Origin of the sequence: Shewanella sp. Shew256 (assembly GCF_002196695.1) — a bacterium.
Lineage (GTDB): Bacteria > Pseudomonadota > Gammaproteobacteria > Enterobacterales > Shewanellaceae > Shewanella > Shewanella mangrovisoli.
On sequence record NZ_NAJR01000002.1, the window covers coordinates 573,626 to 595,577 of the forward strand.

At 48.1% G+C, this 21,952-nt stretch carries 14 protein-coding genes; 4 read left to right on the forward strand and 10 right to left on the reverse strand.

Going from position 1 to position 21,952, the window contains the following annotated elements; genetic code table 11:
- The first annotated feature begins 106 nt into the window (after positions 1 to 106).
- Positions 107 to 1,612, forward strand: a complete 1,506-nt coding sequence (locus B5P39_RS05330) for a M4 family metallopeptidase (RefSeq protein WP_088210726.1) — start codon at positions 107 to 109, stop codon at positions 1,610 to 1,612.
- A 127-nt stretch (positions 1,613 to 1,739) separates the two neighbouring features.
- Here the strand turns inward: B5P39_RS05330 and B5P39_RS05335 are convergent, their stop codons facing one another.
- The 9 genes from B5P39_RS05335 to B5P39_RS05380 form a co-directional block, all read right to left on the reverse strand.
- A complete protein-coding gene (locus B5P39_RS05335; protein ID WP_176399863.1) occupies positions 1,740 to 2,462 on the reverse strand; it encodes a uracil-DNA glycosylase family protein in 723 nt (240 codons plus the stop codon).
- The gene (locus B5P39_RS05340) at positions 2,462 to 3,076 is read right to left on the reverse strand and encodes a hypothetical protein (protein ID WP_088210727.1); all 615 of its coding nucleotides are present in this window, start codon (positions 3,074 to 3,076) and stop codon (positions 2,462 to 2,464) included. Before B5P39_RS05340 ends, B5P39_RS05335 begins: the two co-directional genes overlap by 1 nt.
- 228 nt (positions 3,077 to 3,304) lie before the next feature.
- On the reverse strand, positions 3,305 to 5,392 hold the full coding sequence (locus tag B5P39_RS05345; protein ID WP_088210728.1) for an MtrB/PioB family decaheme-associated outer membrane protein: 2,088 nt from the start codon (positions 5,390 to 5,392) through the stop codon (positions 3,305 to 3,307).
- Positions 5,393 to 5,404: 12 nt separating this feature from the next.
- Complete coding sequence (mtrA, locus tag B5P39_RS05350; RefSeq protein ID WP_088210729.1) at positions 5,405 to 6,394, reverse strand: decaheme c-type cytochrome MtrA; 990 nt, start codon at positions 6,392 to 6,394, stop codon at positions 5,405 to 5,407.
- 68 nt (positions 6,395 to 6,462) lie between these two features.
- Positions 6,463 to 8,415, reverse strand: coding sequence for an OmcA/MtrC family decaheme c-type cytochrome (locus B5P39_RS05355; protein ID WP_088210730.1), 1,953 nt, complete (start codon positions 8,413 to 8,415; stop codon positions 6,463 to 6,465).
- Positions 8,416 to 8,747: 332 nt separating this feature from the next.
- Positions 8,748 to 10,922 (reverse strand): OmcA/MtrC family decaheme c-type cytochrome, encoded by a 2,175-nt coding sequence (locus B5P39_RS05365; RefSeq protein WP_088210732.1) that lies wholly within the window; start codon positions 10,920 to 10,922, stop codon positions 8,748 to 8,750.
- Between the two features lie 245 nt (positions 10,923 to 11,167).
- Positions 11,168 to 13,087, reverse strand: a complete 1,920-nt coding sequence (locus B5P39_RS05370; protein ID WP_088210733.1) for an OmcA/MtrC family decaheme c-type cytochrome — start codon at positions 13,085 to 13,087, stop codon at positions 11,168 to 11,170.
- A gap of 35 nt (positions 13,088 to 13,122) precedes the next feature.
- A complete protein-coding gene (locus tag B5P39_RS05375; RefSeq protein WP_088210734.1) occupies positions 13,123 to 15,261 on the reverse strand; it encodes an MtrB/PioB family decaheme-associated outer membrane protein in 2,139 nt (712 codons plus the stop codon).
- Between the two features lie 13 nt (positions 15,262 to 15,274).
- Positions 15,275 to 16,240 (reverse strand): DmsE family decaheme c-type cytochrome, encoded by a 966-nt coding sequence (locus tag B5P39_RS05380; RefSeq protein WP_088210735.1) that lies wholly within the window; start codon positions 16,238 to 16,240, stop codon positions 15,275 to 15,277.
- Between the two features lie 426 nt (positions 16,241 to 16,666).
- Here B5P39_RS05380 and B5P39_RS05385 point away from each other — a divergent pair, with 426 nt between their 5' ends.
- The 3 genes from B5P39_RS05385 to glnS all read left to right on the forward strand — a co-directional run bounded on the left by B5P39_RS05385 (position 16,667) and on the right by glnS (position 21,047).
- On the forward strand, positions 16,667 to 16,906 hold the full coding sequence (locus B5P39_RS05385) for a FeoA family protein (protein WP_011623257.1): 240 nt from the start codon (positions 16,667 to 16,669) through the stop codon (positions 16,904 to 16,906).
- Positions 16,899 to 19,193 carry a Fe(2+) transporter permease subunit FeoB gene (feoB, locus tag B5P39_RS05390; protein ID WP_088210736.1) on the forward strand — a complete coding sequence of 765 codons (2,295 nt, stop codon included), beginning with the start codon at positions 16,899 to 16,901 and terminating at the stop codon, positions 19,191 to 19,193. Before B5P39_RS05385 ends, feoB begins: the two co-directional genes overlap by 8 nt.
- A 183-nt stretch (positions 19,194 to 19,376) precedes the next feature.
- Positions 19,377 to 21,047, forward strand: coding sequence for a glutamine--tRNA ligase (glnS, locus tag B5P39_RS05395; RefSeq protein ID WP_088210737.1), 1,671 nt, complete (start codon positions 19,377 to 19,379; stop codon positions 21,045 to 21,047).
- 210 nt (positions 21,048 to 21,257) lie between these two features.
- On the opposite strand, the gene B5P39_RS05400 is transcribed toward glnS, so the two are convergent.
- Positions 21,258 to 21,854 carry a Yip1 family protein gene (locus B5P39_RS05400; RefSeq protein WP_088210738.1) on the reverse strand — a complete coding sequence of 199 codons (597 nt, stop codon included), beginning with the start codon at positions 21,852 to 21,854 and terminating at the stop codon, positions 21,258 to 21,260.
- Between the last annotated feature and the right edge of the window lie 98 nt (positions 21,855 to 21,952).

Sequence of the window (21,952 nt, forward strand, 5' to 3'; positions counted from 1 at the left end):
TCTCGTTAACTTTGTTTTAACAAGTGAGAAGGGTGCAGATTGAAGCCAAATTTTGTTCCCTTAAGTGTCATTGGTTCCTCTGTGACCTATGGCAAAGGATATCGCGATGAAAGTTTATCTCTTACCTTCAGCAGTGGCGATCTGTATTGCGGCGAGTCTTCAGGCGCAAGCAGTCGAAATCAAAGTGAATCACGGGCAATCCCTCTCGGCAGCGGCTGGGTTAAGCCAACAACACAGCTTTAAAGCGGTTAAAACGGTAACGCTTAATAAAGGTCAAACCAAAACAAAGGCGTTGCAATATTTTAATGGCGTACTCGTATATGGCCATCATCTGGTGGTGGGTAACGATGATAGCGAACAGAGTGCGATTGGGAATGTCGCACAAATTGCGGATGATTTTTCGGTAGAGGCAGGGATTTCTCAAGGACAGGCGATTGCGGCTTTGAATCGGTTATATCCAGGTTCGGCGGCAACGGGGAAAAAGGATGTTGAGCTAGTGATCCTGATGCAAGACGATACCCCGAGATTAATGTATCGGGTGTCCTATTTAAGTGACCAAACCGATGCACTGTCTCGGCCAACGGGCTTTGTCGATGCGCAAACAGGTGAGGTGCTTGAGCATTGGAATGAAATTATGACCGCCAAAAATAACGTCGGTAAACCCGGTAGTGGGGGAGGCGGCGGTTCAGGTGGCAACAGCACTTCCTTTGATGCAACGGGCCCTGGCGGCAATGCCAAAATCGGGGATTACTATTACGGCAGTGATTACGGTTTTCTTAAGGTGAGTGAGTCTAATGGTACATGCACTATGACCAACGCCAATGTAAAAACCGTGAACATGGCGAACTCGACCCGCCGTGGCTCGGTGTTCACCTTTACTTGCCCAGAGAACACTTATCAGACGGTCAATGGCGCTTATTCGCCTTTAAATGATGCCCACTATTTCGGTGGCGTTATTTTTAATATGTATAAGGATTGGTATAACACAGCGCCGTTAACCTTTCAGTTAGAGATGCGGGTGCATTATGGTCGTAACTATGAAAATGCCTTCTGGGATGGCTCTGCCATGTCCTTCGGTGATGGTGCCAGTTACTTCTATCCCCTCGTCAGTTTGGATGTTTCCGCCCATGAAGTGAGTCACGGTTTTACCGAGCAAAACTCAGGCTTAAATTACAGTGGCCAGTCAGGCGGTATCAATGAGGCGTTTTCGGATATTGCCGGTGAAGCGGCCGAGTTCTACATGCGTGGCAGTAACGACTGGAAAGTGGGCTACGACATAGTCAAAGGCAGCGGCGCACTGCGTTATATGGATAATCCGCCTAAGGATGGCCGCTCAATCGATAATGCCGCCAACTACACTAGTTCCATGGATGTGCATTACTCCTCTGGGGTGTTTAACAAAGCCTTTTACACGCTAGCGACCAAGAGTGGTTGGGATACCCGCAAGGCGTTCGATGTGTTTGTTTTAGCGAACCAACTTTATTGGACACCGACCTCGACCTTTAACAAAGCGGCCTGTGGGGTTCAGCAGGCGGCGAGTGCCAAAGGTTCTGGTTATCCGGTGGCGGATGTGGCTGCGGCATTTTTAGCGGTAGGGGTTAGCTGTCAGTAATCTTGTTATGAGTGCAGCGATTTGATGACAATTAAGCCGTAAGCCTAAAACCGTTTCTAAACTCCAGTTTTCAAGCTCTAATTTCGAAGCCCCTTAATGGGGCTTTTTATTGGGATTTGAGCAGGTTTTATTTCGGATCGGGAGTGCTCGCCAGCAGGTCTGCGATTCTTGCTTGAAGAGTGGGGAGCAGTTCGCGATCAAACTCGGGATGCTGTTTTAGCCAAAGATTGTTGCGCGGACTTGGATGGGGCATGACCATCAGCCTTGGCCAATATAACGCCCATTGCTCAATCGCTTGGGTCACTGTGATCTTCTTGTTCGCTTGTGGGGTGGATACCGCTATCGCTTGAGAGTTTAACGCGCCGTCTGTCACTATGGCCTGCGCGCGCGGCAGGTGGTGATCAATGGCATATTGACCAAGGACCAGCACTAACTCTATCTGAGGCATCAAGGCCAATAACTTCGCATGCCAAGTTGCGGCGCACTCGGGGCGGGGTGGCTTATCACCCTGCTTTTTACCATTGCGTTCAATGGTTCCCGGAAAACAAAATCCCATCGGCACTATGGCAAACAGCGCAGGGTCATAAAATTGTTCCCGACTGACATTAAGCCAAGCGCGCAGCCGCTCGCCACTGGCATCGTCGAAGGGGATACCCTTATGGTGGTTTTTTACGCCGGGAGCTTGGCCTGCAATTAAGATCCGTGCTTGGCTACTGGCTTGCAAGATGGGTTTTGCTGGTAGGGGCAATTCGGCCTGACACAGTTGGCAAGCGCGGATTTGCTGGAGCAATTCACTTAACTCTGCTGAGCCATTTGGCTCGCTAGCTGGGTGCGACATATCTGTCATCATCAAGCCCCAAGTTTGCTCAATAGATGGTAGATCCAATAGCCAAAGAGCGCATAGGACGCAACTAATACACCATAACTCAATAATTTGCTGCCCAAGGCTTTAGTGGGAGCCTTAGCATGAGAGGCTAAAGCAATATGCCCCAAGATAATGGCAAGCAGGGCGCAGGGTGGTAGTAGATAACTGATGCCTAACACGAATAAAGCACCAAGACTCAGCAGCCAGTTCGCATGTCGGGTGCTGGGCTGATTAAGTTGGCGTAATTGCAACGGTAATAAAATCAGTCCAACGCCGACAATGATCATGCCGAGATTGAGTGCAAAGTCGCTCCAAGCACGGTGATCATAAAGGGTTAAGGCAAAGGCCAGCAGTGGTGCTATCAGTGCGAACAGCACATGGCGTTTAGCAAAAATGGGATTGCGATACTGACCCGCAAAAAAGAACAGCCCCTGCATCAAGGCGTTGATCAGGGTAAATCCACCCAGTCCGACGATGATAACTAAGCTCGCCGTGCCACCGCTAGAATCGAATGCCATGGCAGGGGTAGCGAGCAAACTTAAGCCTACCGAGGCGGGCAGAGGCGATAAACGCCAAAAAGAACAACTGAAGGACGACATCTAAGATCCACTGATAGTTAACTCAATGAATTAACATCCGCTAAAGTGCCAGTAAACTCAAGGAATACCGCATCCTCGGCGCAAGTTTTGCCTCAGAGTCTGATCTTATTCAAGATTTTGGCTTCTGGAATAGCCAGAGCCTGTTTCTAAAGCGCGATGAGTTTTTGTTTTCATAACCAATAAAAAAGCCCGCAGAAATGCGGGCTTTTGACTATCAATAAACGCAGTTTAGAGCTTGTAACTCATGCTCAGCATCAGCATTTGTGCGGTGTAGTCATGGCTATTGCTGCCAAAGCCTACGACGTTCCAAATGCCATCAACGGCGATATCGTTGGCGGCGTCATTGTCCTTATAGTTCTCAATTTTGTAATCGAAGCGTAGCGCGAGTTTCTCAGTCGCTTGATATTGAGCATATAAGTTAATGTTATGGACTTTGGCGAAATAGTCGCCATAGTCGCCGGTGATACCTTGTCTGACTTGAGTGTTACTGTCGGAGTCTGAGTAAGTGTAATCCAGACCTAGGCGTAACTTATTCTCCAGCAGATTGTTGTAGCTGATGCCTGCGCCCACCACATCCACTTTGTCTTCAATAAAGCCTGTCCAAGTTGGGGTGCTGTAATTGCTGCTACCCGCTTGTTCTGACTCAATGGTTTGGTGGTTGTAGAAGGCCGTTGCCAGTAAGTCAGCGGTGATCATATAGCTGATATTGGCGTCATAACTGGTGTCTTTTGACTCAGTTAAGCCAATCACTGTATCGGTATAATCATCCAGCGCATAACGGGCACCGAAGTCTATGGTCAGGCTGTCGAGTGGCGTATGGGTGATGCGTGCTTCGATTTGGGTTCTGTCACGGTCAGCCAGATTGTACTTACGTAACAGACTGTTGGTTTCAGAAGAGGTCCATTCAGACGCTTGGTATTGTGAGCCGTCACGGTTGCCGTAACTGCCTTTTACCCACATGTCCCACATGTCGAAGCTATTGACGCGCAAACGGGCCCAAACGGTGTTCTCATCCGTGCTTTCACGGTCTTGATACTCACGTTCGTCGCGCTTGAAGTCATAACCACCATCGAGCTTAATGCCGTGGGTAATGCGATAATCCGCCGCCACTTTAAAGCGTTGTGTGCGGTTATCGTAAGGGGTGTTATAGGCCACCTTACCGCTGACATTGTTGATGCTGATCTGCGTCCACTCTTCGATTGGGGTATTGTTGTCACGGTCGTAATAATCGTAACTACCACTCAAGCGAAGCGAGTTGCTGACTTTGCTCACCACTTTGAGGTTCATACCTAACAGGTCGACTTTTGCGTCTACCGCATCCGTTGGCAGTTGATAACCGTAGCCCGAGGTCACCAGTGACTGATCTTGGCTCATTTGTCCGGTTAAAATACGGCCAGACAGTGAGTTACTGCCGTCGTTATACTGACCCATCAGCGACACTGTGTGTGACTGGTTATCGGGATCGAGTGCAATGGCACCAGAGGTTTGCGCACCAAAGGTGGGGTTGAAGGCACTGTCAAAGTTCAGCTGGTTGTATTCATTCTTGAAAATCGAACCATTGTAGCTGAGCGCAGTGAACCAACGATCGCCTTTGAGTTTCACGCCCGCTTCTATGGTGTCAGTGGTGTAATCCACGGGTTCTGCCAACATCATAGATTGGTTGAAGAAGCTACCAGAGGTTTGTTTTAACCCGGTTTTTTCTTCACGCATGTAGTTCACATAGGTGCTCCACAGCGATTCACCCTGATATTCGAACCCAAGGCCTGCACGTTCACGTTTCAGTGATAACTCGAGGCTGTTGAGGCTGTCCATCAATAGTGGCATTTGGCTGCTCGAACCTGCGGTAACCCAGTTATCGGGCAAGGTCAGGTTATTGCCGCCGATACCAGAATAGGGCGAGAGGGCGCTATTGCTATCGTAGGTGGCAATTTGACGGTAGTTTAGATTGATATTGTACTGGCCTTGTTTGCCCGCATTCACATCTAAACGTCCGCCATCCATGCCCAATTGATAGGCTTCAACACTGGCGCGGTAACCTTTTTCACCACGGTAGGCAAGGTCTGCATCGAACTTGCCCGCGACTTCGTTTTTAGAACCAAAGGCATTGGCAGAGCGAATATCCTCTTCGCCATTGTAACCGACGCCGACACCGACAGTGCCAGATACACCGGTTTCAACCACGCAGCCTTTACAGCTCCACGCTGAGAGTTTCACTTTGTCGGTATTGGCATTGGCGAGACCATAACCATCGGCAGCTACGGCGAAACCTGTGTTGGCTAATAACGCTAGAGTGATCAAATTGAGTTTGAATTTCATCTTCTCGTCTCCTTAGCGCTGTAATAGCTTGCCAGATGGATGGTTAGAACCATGGACCTGACTATGGCAATTTAAGCAGCTTCTTCCACCCGTAAAGGCATTGTCACCGACATTTGAACCTAAACCAGTGTTACCTAAGTAGGCATTGCTGGCATGGCCATCGCTGGCGTGACATTGCTGACATAACTGCGGTGCACGGGTTTTCAGCATGGCATCATTCACACTACCGTGAGGATTGTGGCAAGTAACACAACTCTCAGTGACGGGTGCATGCTCCCAGAGTTTTGGGCCGCGCTTCTCGGCGTGACAGGAATAACAAGTTTCGTTAATACTTGGCTTATTCAGATCAGAATCTGTCATGCTCCCATGGGGATTGTGACAGTCGCTACAGGTCATTTGTGCCCATTTGAGTGGGTGACTTGAGCGTTTGTTCATATCCGCTTTTTGCTTAGTGTGGCAGCTTGTACAGACGTCCATCTCAGTGTTTTTAGATAACACAGGGTCTTTCGCGACGTGTACTTGGTGGCACGAGGCACAAGCAACATCGGCGTTGTCATGGTGACCGCCATTCCAAGACATACGCTTATCGTCTTGGTGACAGCTCATACATACGCTGTTTTGCTTGTCGGCACTTAAGGTCGATTGCTTACCAAAAGTGATCATCGGCTCGTTGCCGCCCTTGTTGTGTTGACCTAAAGGTCCGTGGCAAGCCTCACATTGTAGGCCAGCCATTGGGCTTTTAGTGGAGTCAATGGCGCCGTGGACACCTTTGAAAAGGTCCATGACTTTTTCGGATTTTTTATGGCACATCAAGCAAGAGTCGGCACCTTTAGGTGAGTAGTTGCCTTCGGCAAACTTCTTATCTAAGGTCGCTTCGACTTGCTCAGGCGTCATTTTTTCATCCCACTTGGAGGCGTGAGCGCTCGGTGCGATGGCAAATGCCATGACCGCAGACATCATCAATGCCGGCAGTAGGTTTTTCATTTTGTGGCTGTTCTTCATAATAGGCTTCCCAATTTGTCCCAACAAAATTCAAGAAAGGGGGAGCGAACTCCCCCTGCTTGGGCAAATTACATTTTCACTTGAGTGTGATCTGCAACTGTTGGGGTATGGCAGTAGAAACAGGTTTCTGACTGTGCCGCTTGGTTGGCTTGAATATAATCACCGTTCACAATCGCACCCATATTTTCTAAGCCGTGGCCAATTGATTCTGGCGCGTGGCATGAAGTACAAGTTGCTGTGATTGGCGTGGTGTATTTACCAGCAGAAGTGGCCAGTGCACCCTTCACTTTGAATGCGTCTAAGTTGAAGTCGTTGTGGCACTGAGTACATTCTTTGATAACGCCTTGCTCACCGTGAACCACGTGCAGTTTCATTTCGAAACCACCTTTGTTTGCACCGCTTGCGTAGGTACCATCAGGGGTATGACAGGCCACACAGGCATCCACACCGACAATTGGTTTACCGTTTGCGTCTTTAGCATGTGAAACTTGTTCAGTCATCACAAAGCCTGAGTGGTGACCTTTGTGTAGCTCGAAGGTATCACTGTGACAGTTTTGACAAGTGCTGAAGTTCACTGAGTTCACATGGCGCATGCTGGGTGCATTGCCTGATTTAGTACCGAAGACTAAGTCAGCTTTCATGCTGGTGGTTGTGCTATCTGCAGTACAAGCTGTCAGCGTGGTGCCAGTGTTACACATTTCTAGACCGATAAAGGTAAAGGCGGTATCAGTATCGCCAGCACCAAATGGCAGTGCAGGAGTGGTGAATACCAGTTTACCGTCAACTAAGGTCACACCATCTTGCAGTGCACCATCTTTAACGAGGTCTTTGGCTATCTTAGCAGCACCGCTACCTGGGCTCTTGTTGTAGCCCATGATCGGGAAGTTAGGACCGACGTTAGTGATCGTTTCTAAACGTTTGATCTTATCTTGTACGCTTGCTGCATCGATGGCATTACCGTCTTTATCTAAGATAGATACGGTTAATACCGCAGTATTGTCTTCTTGACCCGCGAGTGTGGCAGACATACCTAACTGAGCCATAACCGCTTTCTTCTCAGCGGTTTTACCTGTATGTAACTCGGCAGTCCAATTGCTGTTGTGGCAAGCGATACAGTTAGAGTTATCTAACTGCTGAGAGTGGCCCTTGCCTGCGGCAAAATCAACGGCTGTATGGCAGCTACCACAGGTGGCGGCAGTTGGGATACGTGACCAGTTGCCCCAATCAGGTGCGGCTTCGGTTTCAACGTGACAGCTTTGGCAGCTTTCTAACGAACCTAAGGTGAGGTCTTTATGTTTAGCGTGGACTAACACGTTAAATTCTTTACCTACACCCACTTTGCCAGAAGTATGGCAAGTCGCGCAGTAGTTCACATCTGAGTAAGCGCCGCCGTGTTTCACATTGGCTAAGTCTTGGTGACAAGCATTACAGTTTTCAGTGGCGACGACTTTACGGCTGTAACCCGGTGTTGCACCTGTGTCAGCGGTAAAATCAACATAAGCGTTGCTGTTAGGGACTTGTGTGCCGTCTGGTAATGGCGTGTTGTAAGCGCGGATCAGAACACGTTGAGCCAGCTGGTCGTTATAGGTGATCTTAGCGTTGGCAGTGAGATTCATGTTGAAGGTGTAGCTGTAGTGGCCGTTCTTCATGTCTACGAAGGTACCAGGACAGGTTGATGCCACATCGCAGGTCTCATCACCAAAGTATTGCCATTGAGAGGCATTACCGGCACCTGTTGCACCCTGTGGAATCAGCTGAGCAGCAGCAAAGCGCATTTTTTGCAGGCCCACTACTGGCAAATCGTCTTCGTTAGTCACGGTGAATTCCACACTTGGGACACCGTTAGTCACAACAGATTTGTTAAAGGTAAAATTGAGTTTTTGAATAGCGGGAGCTGGCTCGCCACCTGGCTCACCGGGTTTACCATCATTACCATCGCTTCCACCACAGCCAGTTAAGGCCATAGTGACGGCACTTGCTGCGAGCAGCAGTGCGAATTTTGATTTTTGTACGTTCATCATTTTTTTCCCTGCATAGGTTTGGCATTACTTAACTGCTTATCTCCTGCGCCCGACAGATTCTTTGTCTGTGCTTTGGTCTCGAAGGCAACTTAAGTGGATGCTGGAAATAGAATTCCCCAAAGAAAGGCTAACCTAACATGCCCCTAAAATCTTCAAGGCCTTTGCTAATGTGTGACTTGGATCTTTCTATTTCTAAAGAGGTAGTTAAACCACAGGGGAAAAACAAATTTAGATCAAAAAAACGGCGGATTGTGAGGGGGAAAATAAAAAAGAGAGAGGGGTTACCTCTCTCTTTTTGTCCCGTCTCTTTAATCGCTAAAGAGGTGGTTTATTTAGTTACCGTGTGCTTCGCGTAACTGAGTTGGAGTATGGCAAGTTGCACAGCTTTCAGACGCACGGGTTTGAACATCCGCAGCACTGGTACCATTTAAGATACCGCCGTTAGCTTCAATGTGAGACTTAGCCGCATCAGACAGATACTTCTGGTGACAGCTTAAACATGCACCCGCATCTGAAGATACCCAAATATCAGCGCCACCGTTGGTGATGTCGCCATAGCGCCATACACGCTCAGGAGCACGTCCTAGGGTGATACCTTTATCAGTGTGACAGGTTGAACAATCGGTCTTAAGTACAGTACCTGATTGAACGCCAGCATACTTGAGGTAATGGCCTTCACGTTCGTGCGCTTTCCAAGCAAAGCTGGTTGGGATCTTGCCGCCTGGATAGGCCGCATCATTTTTCAGGGTCTTATCCGATGTATGGCAAGTTTGGCAGTTTACGCCGTTGTCATAGTGGTGGATTTCCTGATTGTGACAGCCTTGGCACTTAGTTGGGTCGATGATTTCACGACGTGTCTTAGCCGTTGCTGCGCTATCTACACCAGTGTCTTTCCAAACGAAGTGGTAAGGGGCTTCTTTCACGGGCACTTTACGCACGTTCGCCACACTACAATCGGTTGGAACGATTTCTGCAACACCGTAACCACCGCTGTTGAAACACACTTCTAATGTAGACCAGAGTTCAAAGGTTTTACCGTTAGCATCCGCTGGTAGGTTGAACTTAGTACCAGTTAATGTATAGGTTTTGGTCGCTTCGTTGTAAGTGCCTTCGCTCAGTGCGATACGACGGTTGCTGTAAGAGGCGTCAGCATAGCTTGGGTAATCTTTATCAGAATCCCATGCCACTACAACGCGTGAGCCTTGGTTTACAAGTGCTTTATCGATAGCGTTGCCATCTTTATCAACCACTTGAACATCAAAGGTAATCTTACCTGTATCATTCACACCCACATTGCTGAACTTGATGCCCATTGCTTGAGTATCAGAATAGGCTTTCAGTACATCACCATGGCGTTTGGCCGCGCTGCCAGTACCGCCGTAAGGCTCAGTAGCATTGTGGCAAGACGTACAATCTGTGCTGCTGTGGTGTGAAGATGGTTTTTCGGTGTGACAAGCAATACAAGCTTGATTGCTTAAATCGGCTTTGAAGAGGTCTGCATTCGCAGGCGCGCCCGCACCTTCAACGTGACATGCAGAACAGTCCGCGGCAGGTTTCAATGGGAAGCCTACTTTGCCGTAGTCGTGTAATGAACCACCGTAACCAACAATCTTGTAAGGTGCTGGAACTTCTGCGCCTGTCTCATCGAAGGTATGACGCTCACCACCTTTGTGGATAGCGTGGATCATGTAAGTGAATTCAATGCTATTGCCTGATTCTGGGTCACCAGAAGTTGCAGTATGGCAAGAGGCACAGTTTTCAAGATCGATACGACGACCACCATGCAGCTCTAAGCTTTCTGGTTGGTGACAGGTGTAACAGGCTTGAATAGAAACCACATTGCGGGTTTGAATGCCTTCAGTTTTGCCTGTAGAGGGTTGCCAATCGAAATGGGCGTTGGCCACAACCTGTGGTAAATCAAGCTCCATTGTGGCGCGTTGAGTCGCGTCGGCACTGTAAGTAACTGTGAGTGGCTCAGTTACATTGGCAATGTTGGCCTGATAGGTGTAGCTATAGCTACCGTCACCGTGGTCAACTAAGCAAGTGTCGCATTTATTTGCCGCTTCAACGTTGGCTTGGAACTGGGCCGATGGATTAAGGTTATCGACACCTGATGGGACAGTGCCAGGCTCTTTTTTGGCATTGATATAGGCTTGCCATTGATAGCCGCGATCAGCTGGTTTAGCTGGATCATCCGTTGCTTCAGTCACATGGGTGAGCTGAGCAATACCGAATCGTAAATCGTGATCTTTCGTTAAGCCGAGTACGGCCACACCATTGGCATTTTCCAATGTAAAATCAACGGTGACTTTGCCAGCATCAACGGTGGCATTTGTGAATTTCGCTTTTAACGTTGAGGTTGAGTCGATATTAACACCAACAACGCCTGGTTTACCGTCTTCACCATCTTTACCGTCACTGCCACCGCAACCAGTGAGAAGAAGTGAAAGTAAACCGGCACCCAACATCGCTTTTGTTGCGGTATTGAAATTGAACCGTTTCATCATGATATTTCCCTGCAATAGTTTTATTCATCATTAAGCGCTTAGCGAATAAGAATAAATCTCATTAACCGCATTTAATGTGTGGAATTAGATCCCACCTGTAAGGCTAACTAAGTCATTGGTATTTATCAGTCACTTTAAGCGGGTAATGTGATTGAGATCTGACTATTTCTTTAGAGGTAGATGACTGCATAGTATGAGTTCCTTTTATATCTGCAGTAGCAGGCCTTTCGGCCTGCATCATAGGGTTATTTTATAGGGTGGACTTTCAATACGTCGGCGACAGCGCCTTGTCCGTGGCAGAAAGCACAGGTTTCTGTACCTGCGGTGGCGTCGGCTTTTGTTCCCGCAAATACCGCGCCTTGTTGCATCATATGGTTGCGGGTGGTATCACTTGAGTGACAGTTACTGCACACCGCAGCTATTGGGCTGGTAAAGGTACCGTTGTTCAGTGCAAGTGGTTGAACTGCCGCGTTTAAGGGGAGGGCAACCGTTGAAACTCCCGCAGCATCTTTGATATGGCATTGAGCACAATTACCGATTTTGCCTGGGTAGTTGAGGTCTTCAAAGCCAGCAAATTGGCTGGTATGGATCCCATGAATTAACTGTTTAAAGTCAAAGGAGGTAATGGAGGGATTTGCGGCTGTTGCATCGGCCTGCATATTCGGGTTGTGGCATAGCTGGCATTGGCCCGCTAAATCGTTGCGTGCACCATGAATATTCAGTTGTTGATCGCCGTGGCAGCTAGCACAGTTGGCATTGCTAATGACTTCGCGTCTGCCAGTGGTACTTAAGGCTGACATATCAAAGTAACTGTGGCTTGCCTTGATAACCAGTACTTCGGCAAGTTCAGTACTGCAATCCACTAATACTTTATCTTTGGCGCAAACTCGGCCTTGAATCGCTAAGCCGCCGTGGTCCGATTCAGTTCCTGCCGGAATCGTGAGACCCGAAATGGTATAAGTGTAAGTGCCGTTGCTGCCAGAGACCGGTGTGGACTCGGGTAGACGAATTGAGCGCGCGGAGCGGGTACTGTAATCGAAACTGGTTCCCCAGTTAGCATAGACCCTTAGGTCGCTGATAAATTTGAGCTTATCTGCGCTATCACTGTATACAGTACCAGTGGATGGATTGCTTAGCGTCACGGCAACTGTCACTGTGCCATTAGCATCCATACTTGCGCTACTGATGCTAGGACTAAACTGGGCTAACGCGGCTGTTTGATCTTCATTACCGTGTACGTTGGCGGTCCAATCGGCATTATGGCAGGCAACGCAATTGCTATTATCTGCTTGCGCAGGATGGCCTTGGCCCGCAGGGAAGTTAATTTGGGTATGGCAGGCTCCACAAGCTTCCATAGTGGGCACCCTATGCCAGTTTTGAGCTTCGGCTAAATCAGGATTATCAACGTGGCAAGTCTGGCAATTACTGATGGATTGAGGGAAACCCGCTAAGTGTTTGCTGTGGATCATTTGCGGGAAAATATCCGCAGGATTGCTGACTTTTTTACTGTTATGGCAAGTTACGCAGGTTTCAACTTGGTTGTAGCGTCCACCATGGAACGCCAAATTACTGTGGCAGCTATTACAGGTTTCAATGGTGACTAAGTTACGGGTGTAGGCTAGGGTATTACCCGAGGTTTGCCAATCGTAGTGTTGATTGGTAATGGGGAGAGCTGTGCCATCGGCTAGAGCATCGCCGCCGAGTTTGATGACGACTCGCTGGGTCGCATCGTTAAGAAAGCTCACACCATTCATACCGTTAAATGTGGCACTAAAACGATAACTGTAATGGCCGTTCTTATGGTCGACAAACGTGCCAGGGCAAGAAGCGGCGCACGTTTCAGAGGTGAAATGTTGCCACTCACTGCTATTACCCGCACCTGTCGCGCCCTGAGGCAGTAATTGCGCTGCAATGAAGGTGGCCGAGGGAATACCGACTACGGCTTCATCATCTTGGTTGCTCACCTGATAATCGACTTGAGCGATGCCGTCGGTCACGGCGACTTTATCGACCATGATGTTTAGGCTAGTAATCGTCATCGCGGGTGGTTTACCTGGCTCACCGGGTGAGCCATCGTTACCGTCACTGCCACCACAGGCGGAAAGCAGGGTGGTTAAGGCCAGTAACAGACTGAATTGTGTGCTAAATCTTGCAAACTTGTTCATATTTCTATCCTTGGAATACGCTGTCAGTGCCTAAGTTACATTTGGTAGCTTAAGGTCAAACCTAAGTAATGAGCATTGTAGTCGTGGCTGATGTCGCCAAAACTGAGCACATTGGGGACTGTGTCCCAAGTGGTGTTTTGGTTTTGCCAGTTTGCATCTTGATATTTCTCGAACAACCAATCGAAGCGTAACGACATACTGTCGGCCAGCTTATATTTGGCATAGGCGTTAATATTGTGCTTGCGGCTGTAATAGTCACCGTAGGGACTGTTGATACCGTAGGTGACTTCGGTGTCGCTTTGGCCGTCGGAGTAGCTGTAGTCCAAGCCCAGATCTAAACGATTATCCAACAGGTTTTGATAGGCGATACCCGCGCCAATCAGGGTCGATTTCTCTTCAGATGTGCTGTACCAATCTGGGGTTGAGAAACGATTGCTTCCAGCCTGATCGGAATCGCGCCAGTCTTGGTTGAGATAGGCGTTGATACTCAAATTATCGCTAATCAAATACTGTGCTGAAACGTCATAGCCAAGGTAAGAGACTTGGGTGAGCCCGACCAAGGTGTGGTCATAGTCATCGTCGATGCTGTGTAAACTCGCTCCCACAGATAAGCCGATATCACTTTGATAATCTGTGTGTAGGGTGATTTTTTGACGTTTCCTGTCCGCGAGGTAGGATTTGCGCAGCCAAGGGTTGCTCGGACTTTGGGTGCTGGTCACAGGATTGTATTCACTGCCATTGCGGTCTAATGCTTCTCCCTTTAACCAAGCAGACCAAGCAGGTGAATAACGGTAGCTAAGTTTGGCAAACAGCCCCGATTCGTCAACGGATTGCCTGTCTAGTTCAGAATAGATAACTTCATCACGGCTATATCCCGCTTCAGCATAGGCTGACGGGGTTAAGCGGTATTTGCCTTTAAGGTCGAATTGTTTGCTGCGTTTATCGTAGAGGCGGTTTTGTTCTGCACCTTGATGAAAACTGTCGGTCACGACCTGTGGGAAATCCAGTTGAGCCGTCTTGTTTTCCCTGTCTTGATAGTTATAACTGGCTTGAACACTCAAATCCTGTGTGATGCGGCCTGAATACTTAAGCACCATATCTAGGATGTCCACTTGGGCATCTAAATTATCGGTTGGCAGTACAGGGGAGGGGCCATTAATGGTAGCAGGAAGAAAAGCTTCATCCTGCGACATTTTGCTGATACCCGCATGCATGAGGATGTTATGGCCATTTTGGCCACCACTGGCCTCGGCGGCGATCCGATAGGCCTTGTTATCTGGGTCGACGGCATTTTGCCCAAAGTAGGCCGCACCAAAGGTGGGAGTATAGGCCGATTGCCATAGCAGCGCCTGATGGTCATTCTTGTATTGGCTTATCTGGCTGTTTATGCCCGCTTGCCAGCCTGCGCCGCCAAAATAGACTCTGGCATCGATTTCATCTGTGCTGTCATCGATTGGCTGCGCCAACATCACACTGTTAGTGAGAATATTTGCGCTGGTCTTTTTCGCGCCGCTGCGGTTTTCATGCTGGTAGTTTACCGAGGCTTTGTAGCGGCTGCTCGATGAGATATGGCCAGCATAGTAACCGCCGAGGTTGAATCTATCCCGCGTAATGCTTAAGTCCTGCTCGATTAAACTCGATTGCAGTAACGGCATGGATTGGGTTGTTGCTCCCTCTACCCAATTTTCAGGCAAGAGCATCTTATCGTTATCGGTGAGATAAGGGCTTTTTAGCTGATTGTATTGGTAATTTGCGAGCCCTTTATAACCCAATTGGATTTGATAGTGCCCGGGTTGACCTGTGGTGAGCTGGGCAGAACCCGTGTCAAATCCCAGTTTATCGGCCTCAAGCCTAGTTTGGTAACCACTCTCAGCTTGGTATTGCATATCGGCGCCCACGGCACCGACCAAGCCATCCTTATCCGTGCCAGTTCGATTACCAAAACGGCTGTCTTCGCCGTCATTGTAGGCGAGCGTGGCGCTGACGTTGCCTTGGCGCCCCGTCTTGGTCTGGCATTGTTTACAGCTCCAAGCCTCACTTTTTATGCCACTACGATTCGCTTTTTGGATTTCATATCCTTCAGCATGGGCGGTGTTGAGGACGCCACTAATCGCCCAAGCCAGTAATGTGAGTGAGAAACAAGCTTTAGGAGTCGATATGTTCATTATTTGCATGATCATTCCCTTGTTATCTCTGGAGCAACTTGCCGGATGGATGGTTTGAACCATGCACTTGTCCATGGCAATTCATACAGGAATTACCCGAGGTGAAGGCATTGGTTTGATTACCAAAGTAAGCATTACTGCTGTGGCCATCGGAGGCGTGGCACTGTTGGCATAACTGTGGCGGTTTACTAATGAGCATGGATTCGTTGACGCTGCCGTGGGGGTTATGGCAGTTCGCGCAATTGTCGGTGACTGGCGCATGTTCCCACAATTTAGGACCGCGTTTTTCGGCGTGGCAGCTGTAACAGTTTTCGTTGACGCTCATTTGTTTCAGACTGGCATCATTTAAACTACCATGGGGATTGTGGCAATCGCTACAGACCATTTGTTGCCATTGCAGTGGATGGGATGAGCGTTTGTGCATATCCGCTTTTTGTTGGGTATGGCATTGGGTACAAATCGCCACTTCGTTGGCTTTGTCGCTGATAGGGTCTTTTGCTACGTGTACTTGGTGGCAGCTACTGCAGGGGATATCGGCATTGTCATGGTGGTTCCCTTTCCACGCGATGCGTTGGTCGTCGTTATGGCAACTCATGCAAACACTGTTCTGTTTTTGCGCGGGAACGGGGGAATGCTGGCCGAAGGTGATCATCGGCTCTTTACCGCCCTTGTTGTGATTACCGAGCGGGCCGTGGCAAGCCTCACACTGTAAATCGGCCATGGGGGAATCTTTGACATTAGGATTGCCATGTACGCCATCAAAAATAGCCATTACAGTGGCACTTTTCTTATGGCACATCAGGCAAGTGTCAGCCCCTTTGGCCGAGTACTTACCTTCGGAAAATTTTTTGTCCAAAGTTGCGACGACCTCCTCGGGGGGCTTGTCATCCCAAGGTGTCGCTAACGTTGAAAGGCTGAGTATCGATAACATCACAGCAAGCATAACCTGAGTTATGCTTTTGAACTTTAACCCAATATCCATGTTCATCTATTCCCGAGTGCGTTTTATTTGTTATTTTTCAAGCTTTCGACATCGCTAATTTAGCTGATTAATACTAGAACAAATTTGCGACAATCGCGTAACATTTTTGTAGGCATTGACAGTAAAGAAGGATGATTTTGCTCGTGATAAATAACGAAGTGTGATCTTGTTCTCACTTTGGTTTGTGGGGCACTCGTTTACAGCTCGTTGACTTTTACTCTAACTTGCACAGCGTGATGTACCTTTATGGGGATTTTTATTTTTGGTCAGGCGTTTATTCATTGAGATTTTTGTCACATAATACTCAACACAATTGAAAACTATTATCGTTACCAGTCATAAAGCTTGATCTAGGTAAAGTTATTAGAGCCATCGCTCAGATACAATGGGCGCAGTTTTTCAAGCTGAAGCTGTTACAAGGTGAAATAGGTAATGAAGTTAAGCGAACTCAGTCCCGGTGACCGTGGCATTATTTCTGAAATCGGGCGATTAGATCTGCCGCAGACAGTGAAGCGTAAATTATTATCCATGGGTATCACCCCAAATACACGATTTTCGTTGATCCGCAGAGCGCCAATGGGCTCTGGTTTAGAGTTGGATATTCGTGGCAGTAAGCTTTGTATGCGCAGAGATCTGGCAGACATCATAGAGGTGGAAAAGGCGAATGACTAAGCAGTTTCATTGCGTCACTGTTGGTAACCCAAACGCGGGAAAATCAACACTCTTTAACGCGCTTACTGGCGCGAATCAACAAGTAGGTAACTGGTCCGGTGTGACCGTTGAGAAAAAAACCGGTCATTTTACCCTTAATGGCGCCGATGTTTACTTAACCGACTTACCCGGCATTTACGATTTACTCCCCGCGGGTAACAGTTGTGATTGTTCCCTCGATGAGCAGATTGCTCAGCAATACCTCGCCGAACAACGTGTCGATGGCATCATTAACTTAGTCGATGCGACCAATATCGAGCGTCACCTCTATTTGACAGCACAGCTTCGCGAACTGTCGATCCCTATGGTGGTGGTATTGAATAAAATCGATGCGGCCATCAAGCGTGGGATCCGTGTCGATTTAAAGAAAATGAGCCAAGAGTTAGGTTGCCCTGTGATTGGCGTGTGTTCTCGCGATCCCGCCGATGTGGCCAAAGTGCAAGCGCAGGTATTGGATTTACTCCAAGGCCGCGTATCAGAAGCACCTTTAATACTCGATTACGACGAGCAAATTGAAGCGGGTGTGCAACTCCTTTGCAGTAAAGACCCCAACTTAAGCCGTGGCCGCGCCTTGGCGATGTTAGGTAATGGTTCTGGTTGTGGCAGTTGTAAAAATGCTGAACTGCAGGATGAAGTGAATACTTGCACCCAGCAAATTGCGCAGCAAGGGCATGATATCGAAGTACTGGTCGCAACGACGCGTTTTAACTTTGTCGAGCGTGTATTCCAGGGTTCAGTGAAAGCTGATGGCTTTCTAACCTTAAGTGACAAACTCGATAAATTAGTCTTACATCCCGTACTTGGCATTCCGGTGTTCTTATTTGTCATGTATCTGATGTTTATGTTCAGCATCAACATTGGCAGTGCATTTATCGATTTCTTCGATGTGCTTGTCGGGGCATTGCTGGTAGACCATTTTGGTGCATTCCTTGGCAACATGGGCGCGCCGGCATGGCTTGTGACGATTCTTGCGGGTGGTGTCGGTCAAGGTATCCAAACCGTTTCAACCTTTATTCCGGTTATCGCAGCGCTATTCCTCGGCTTATCTATTCTTGAAAGTTCAGGCTATATGGCCCGAGCGGCCTTCGTGGTGGATGGCTTAATGCGCCGTATTGGCTTACCGGGTAAAGCCTTCGTGCCCATGATTGTGGGCTTTGGTTGTTCGGTGCCAGCCATTATGGCAACTCGTACCCTCGGCAGTGAGCGTGAGCGTATCGTGACAGGTATGATGGCGCCCTTTATGTCCTGCGGTGCGCGTCTACCTGTGTATGCGTTATTTGCGGCGGCCTTCTTCCCTGATTCTGGTCAAAACCTAGTGTTTTTACTGTATGTGATTGGGATTTTTGCGGCGATTGGTACAGGATTATTACTGCGCAGCACCTTACTACCCGGTACTAGCAGTGCGGTGGTGATGGAGCTGCCAAGCTATGAACTGCCTAAATTTAAAGCCGTGATGGTGCGTACCGGTAAGCGGACTAAGAGCTTTATCTTAGGTGCGGGTAAAACTATCGTACTAGTAGTGACACTGCTCAACTTTATCAATGCGATTGGGGTTGATGGTACTTTTGGTCATGAAGATAGCCAAGCGTCACTCCTAAGTGTGGCGAGCCAAAAGGTGACTCCTATCTTTGCTCCAATGGGGATTGAGCAAGATAACTGGCCTGCGACTGTGGGTATTATCACAGGTATTTTCGCTAAAGAAGCGGTAGTCGGTACACTCAACAGCTTATATACCAATGCAGCCCATGACGATGGCGAATTAACACCATTGGCTGATAGTTTCAGCGAAGCGTTGGCGACGATTCCTGCTAACTTATTCGGTTTGGATTTAGAAGATCCGCTTAAGTTATCTGTGGGTGATGTCTCGAGTACCGATGTTGCCGCAGAGGCGCAAGGTGTCGCAACATCAACCTTTAGTGCCTTGCAGTCAGGCTTTACCACTAAGGTTGCGGCGTTTGCTTATCTGCTGTTTATCTTACTCTATACACCCTGTGTCGCCGCGATGGGCGCCTTAGTTAATGAGTTCGGTACTCGCTGGGCAACCTTTGCCGCCACTTGGACATTCTCACTGGCCTACGGCAGTGCAACCATTGCTTACCAAGCGGCGACCTTTGGCGCACATCCACTGCAATCGAGTCTGTGGATTGGTTTCTTCCTCGTGGCACTTGTGGTGTTCTACCTGTGGCTCAAACGTAAGGGCCGTAGAACCCAACAGATCATTCCAGGCGTTAGGATCATTACCGAGTAACCGCTGAGTAATAAATGTCAGCTTAGTAATGACAAAGATAAAAGCAGCTTTCATGGCTGCTTTTATTGTTTTACTATCCATGCCATAAACCATAGTTTTTTATACTGGGCATTGTAACTGGCCGAGATCTGTAGGATCATGCGGGTTTTGTTAAAATTGCCATTGTTCGCAAAGAGGAATTCCATGAGTCATGTGGACACTGAAGTACGTCCGAGTAACTTTATCCGTAATATCATTGATGAGGATCTGAAAAGCGGTAAGCACACCAGTGTGCAGACGCGTTTTCCTCCCGAGCCAAATGGTTATCTGCATATTGGTCATGCTAAGTCTATCTGTTTGAACTTCGGCATCGCGCGCGATTACCAAGGTCTTTGTAATTTACGTTTTGATGATACCAATCCTGAAAAAGAAGACATCGACTATGTGAATTCTATTCAGGCGGATGTGCGTTGGTTGGGATTCCAGTGGGATGGTGAGGTTCGTTATTCCTCTAACTATTTCGACCAATTACACCAATACGCGGTTGAGTTGATCAACAAAGGCTTAGCCTATGTGTGTTTCCTCAATGCCGATGAAACCCGCGAATACCGTGGCACCTTAAAAGAGCCGGGTAAAAACAGCCCGTACCGTGACACTTCCGTTGAAGAAAACCTGCAATTATTTGAAAAAATGCGTAAGGGTGAATTCAAAGAAGGTGAGTGTGCGCTGCGTGCCAAAATCGACATGGCGTCGCCTTTCATGTGTATGCGCGATCCGGTGATTTACCGTATTCGTTTTGCTCACCATCATCAAACAGGTGACAAGTGGTGCATTTACCCAATGTACGACTTTACCCACTGTATCTCCGATGCGCTGGAGCACATTACTCACTCGTTATGTACGCTTGAGTTCCAAGACAATCGTCGTCTTTACGATTGGGTTCTCGACAATTTAGATGATTTCCAAGCGCCGAACCGTACTCGTCAGTACGAGTTTTCTCGCTTAAATCTTGAATATACGCTGATGTCTAAGCGTAAATTAAATGACTTAGTGACGCGTAAGTTAGTCTCTGGATGGGATGACCCACGTATGCCAACAATTGCTGGCCTGCGTCGTCGTGGTTATACCCCAGCGTCTATCCGCGAGTTTTGCCAACGTATTGGTATCACTAAGCAAGAAAACATGATTGAAGCGGCAATGCTGGATGCTTGTATCCGTGAAGAGCTCAATGAGCATGCGCCACGTGCGATGGCCGTACTGCGCCCATTAAAAGTCGTGATTGAGAACTACCCAGAAGGTCAAATCGAGACGATTCAAGCGGCTTCTCACCCAAGCGATGAAAGCATGGGTACACGCGAACTTGCCTTTGGCCGCGAACTGTATATCGATGTGGCGGATTTCAGAGAAGAAGCCAATAAGCAGTACAAGCGTCTAGTAATGGGCAAAGAAGTGCGCCTGCGTAACGCTTATGTGATTAAGGCTGAGCGTTGTGACAAAGACACCGAAGGCAATATCACCACGGTTTACTGTAGCTACGATGCGGATACCTTGGGTAAAAACCCTGCCGATGGTCGCAAGGTAAAAGGCGTAATCCATTGGGTTGAAGCCACTACGGCTAGACCTGCGGAATTTCGTTTATACCAACGCTTGTTCACGGATCCAAATCCTGCAGCAGCAGAGACAGTGGATGAAGTGCTTAATCCTAACTCACTTGAAGTGGTGAATGGTTTAGTTGAGGCAAGCCTTGCGAATGCGCCAGCGGAAAAAGCATACCAGTTTGAACGTGAAGGTTATTTCTGTGCTGACAATAAAGACTCGTCAGCCGAGCATTTAGTCTTTAACCTAACAGTTGCACTGCGTGACTCGTTTGAATAGCAAGTCGTTAGTCGCGAGTAATGGTTGTCACTCTATGATTCATTGCTGTCGCTGCTAGCAACAAACTGCATTAACGAATAAAAAGGCCCTTAGTGATATAAAACCTAAGGGCCTTTGCTTTTTACATCTTTTAGATTTCACAATTTTTATCAGCTGTTATCGCTACTTTTAAGCCATCTCTTGCTTGTTGATTAAACGTCTACTGATACCTTATTGGTACATAGGACCAAAGCCAATGCTCCAGAGGATTACGCTGGTGGCCATTAGACCGACCAAGAGCACTAAACCCGCAGTGACCATAGAGCTAGCGTAAATAAAGCCTTTCTCTTCAGGGATATTCATAATGATAGGCACACCTGCGTACAGCAGATAAACCGAGTAGGCTAAGCCAATCAACCCAACAATCATAATAAACCAGAGTACCGGGTAGAGCGCCGCCAGACCGACCATAAACAGCGGTGTTGCAGTGTAGGACGCGAGTTCTAATGCTTGGGTGAAAGTCGGCTGGGCATCGAAGGTTTTTGCCATCCAATAGGCTAAATAGGCGAGGGCAAAGACACCCACAATCAGGCCAAAGTACATTCCCACAGACATAAACATGGCGCTTTGTGGCGTGAGATAAATCGGATCACCCGAACCCGGATTCCAACCAATATATGCGGTGGCGATAAAGCTACAAACCGCCGGAATGAGTGCGATGAGAATAACGTGACTTAAACTACTTTTGAGTGCCTCGTGATTCTTCTCAATCGCGTGCCACTCTTGTTTTGGATGAGTGTATAACCCCATTAAGTGATTCAGTATCATTATAATTATCCTTGTTCAGCATTGATGATGGCTCGCCAAACGTCAGACGAGCTGACAACAGCTCTACAATCAGGGTTAAACGCTCTCCTATCCCTCAA

Excerpts from the sequence above, each read along its gene's own strand:
- B5P39_RS05330 (WP_088210726.1), top strand. The coding sequence starts at position 107 with ATGAAAGTTTATCTCTTACCTTCAGCAGTGGCGATCTGTATTGCGGCG.
- B5P39_RS05335 (WP_176399863.1), bottom strand. The coding sequence starts at position 2,462 with ATGATGACAGATATGTCGCACCCAGCTAGCGAGCCAAATGGCTCAGCA.
- B5P39_RS05340 (WP_088210727.1), bottom strand. The coding sequence starts at position 3,076 with ATGTCGTCCTTCAGTTGTTCTTTTTGGCGTTTATCGCCTCTGCCCGCC.
- B5P39_RS05345 (WP_088210728.1), bottom strand. The coding sequence starts at position 5,392 with ATGAAATTCAAACTCAATTTGATCACTCTAGCGTTATTAGCCAACACA.
- mtrA (WP_088210729.1), bottom strand. The coding sequence starts at position 6,394 with ATGAAGAACAGCCACAAAATGAAAAACCTACTGCCGGCATTGATGATG.
- B5P39_RS05355 (WP_088210730.1), bottom strand. The coding sequence starts at position 8,415 with ATGATGAACGTACAAAAATCAAAATTCGCACTGCTGCTCGCAGCAAGT.
- B5P39_RS05365 (WP_088210732.1), bottom strand. The coding sequence starts at position 10,922 with ATGATGAAACGGTTCAATTTCAATACCGCAACAAAAGCGATGTTGGGT.
- B5P39_RS05370 (WP_088210733.1), bottom strand. The coding sequence starts at position 13,087 with ATGAACAAGTTTGCAAGATTTAGCACACAATTCAGTCTGTTACTGGCC.
- B5P39_RS05375 (WP_088210734.1), bottom strand. The coding sequence starts at position 15,261 with ATGCAAATAATGAACATATCGACTCCTAAAGCTTGTTTCTCACTCACA.
- B5P39_RS05380 (WP_088210735.1), bottom strand. The coding sequence starts at position 16,240 with ATGAACATGGATATTGGGTTAAAGTTCAAAAGCATAACTCAGGTTATG.
- B5P39_RS05385 (WP_011623257.1), top strand. The coding sequence starts at position 16,667 with ATGAAGTTAAGCGAACTCAGTCCCGGTGACCGTGGCATTATTTCTGAA.
- feoB (WP_088210736.1), top strand. The coding sequence starts at position 16,899 with ATGACTAAGCAGTTTCATTGCGTCACTGTTGGTAACCCAAACGCGGGA.
- glnS (WP_088210737.1), top strand. The coding sequence starts at position 19,377 with ATGAGTCATGTGGACACTGAAGTACGTCCGAGTAACTTTATCCGTAAT.
- B5P39_RS05400 (WP_088210738.1), bottom strand. The coding sequence starts at position 21,854 with ATGATACTGAATCACTTAATGGGGTTATACACTCATCCAAAACAAGAG.